1 protein-coding gene is annotated in these 1,433 nt (G+C 50.6%); it reads right to left on the reverse strand.

The window, feature by feature from the left end; genetic code table 11:
• Positions 1-1,369 (reverse strand): fumarate reductase/succinate dehydrogenase flavoprotein subunit (locus ABGY95_RS08060; protein ID WP_347441173.1); only part of this gene is annotated, 1,369 nt, incomplete at its 3' end.
• Positions 1,370-1,433 lie beyond the last annotated feature (64 nt).

The following is a 1,433-nucleotide window of genomic DNA, read 5'->3' on the forward strand; positions in this document are numbered from 1 at the left end:
AGTAACCGTCAGCAAGTCCCTGCATAAGAGCAGAAGCACCGAGGCGGTTTGCACCGTGGTCAGAGAAGTTTGCCTCACCGAGAACGTGGAGTCCTGGAATGTTAGACATAAGGTTATAGTCAACCCAGAGCCCGCCCATTGTGTAGTGGACGGCAGGGAAGATCTGCATTGGTGAAGTGTAAGGGTTCTGACCTGATATCTTCTCATACATCTGGAAGAGGTTGCCGTAACGAGCGCGGACAAGATCTTCACCAAGACGTGCGATAGCGTCTTTGAAGTCGAGGAATACACCGAGACCAGTAGGGGCTACGCCTCGGCCATCGTCACATGCTTCTTTCGCTGCACGAGATGCAATGTCGCGTGGGCAGAGGTTACCGAATGATGGGTACTTACGCTCGAGATAATAATCGCGATCGTCTTCTGCGATATCGATTGCTGATTTCTTGCCTTCACGTATAGCTTTTGCGTCTGCCTGTGATTTAGGAACCCAGATACGTCCGTCATTACGGAGTGACTCAGACATGAGAGTGAGCTTAGACTGGTAGTCGCCACTAACTGGAATACAGGTTGGGTGAATCTGAGTGTAACAAGGGTTAGCGAAGTAAGCGCCTTTCTTGTGTGCTTTGAATGCAGCCATCACGTTACAACCCATCGCGTTAGTGGAGAGGAAGAAAACGTTTCCGTAACCGCCAGTCGCGAGACAAACTGCGTCAGCTGCGTGCGTTTCGACTTCACCAGTAACCATGTTACGAACGACTATACCCTTTGCGTGGCCATCAACCATAACGAGTTCCATCATTTCAGTGCGTGGGTGCATTTTCACGCCACCTCTGGAAACTTCTTTCTGGAGAGCTTGGTAGCAACCAATGAGAAGCTGCTGGCCAGTCTGGCCACGAGCGTAGAATGTTCGGGAAACCTGAGCTCCACCGAATGAACGGTTGTCTAGGAGGCCACCGTATTCACGCGCGAAAGGTACACCTTGGGCAGTTGCCTGGTCGATGATGTTTGTAGAAACTTCAGCAAGACGGTAAACGTTAGCTTCGCGTGCGCGGAAGTCACCACCTTTGAGTGTGTCGTAGAAAAGGCGGTAAACAGAGTCACCGTCGTTCTGGTAGTTCTTAGCAGCGTTGATACCACCCTGTGCCGCGATGGAGTGTGCGCGCCGTGGGGAGTCTTGATAGCAGAAACACTCAACTTGATAGCCGAGCTCTGAAAGTGTTGCCGCAGCGGATCCGCCAGCCAGGCCAGATCCGACCATGATGACTTTGAACTTACGCTTGTTAGCTGGGTTGATTAGCTTTGAGTTAAGCTTGTGCTGAGACCACTTTTGCTCAAGCGGACCTGCAGGAATTTTTGCGTCGATTGACATAATCTTAATTTTTTAAAGTTGAGGTACGTTGAGAGTTAGCGAATCCAACCAGCAAGAACTGACA

The organism is Rubritalea sp., assembly GCF_039830215.1.
In the GTDB taxonomy this organism is placed as follows: Bacteria; Verrucomicrobiota; Verrucomicrobiia; order Verrucomicrobiales; family Akkermansiaceae; genus Rubritalea.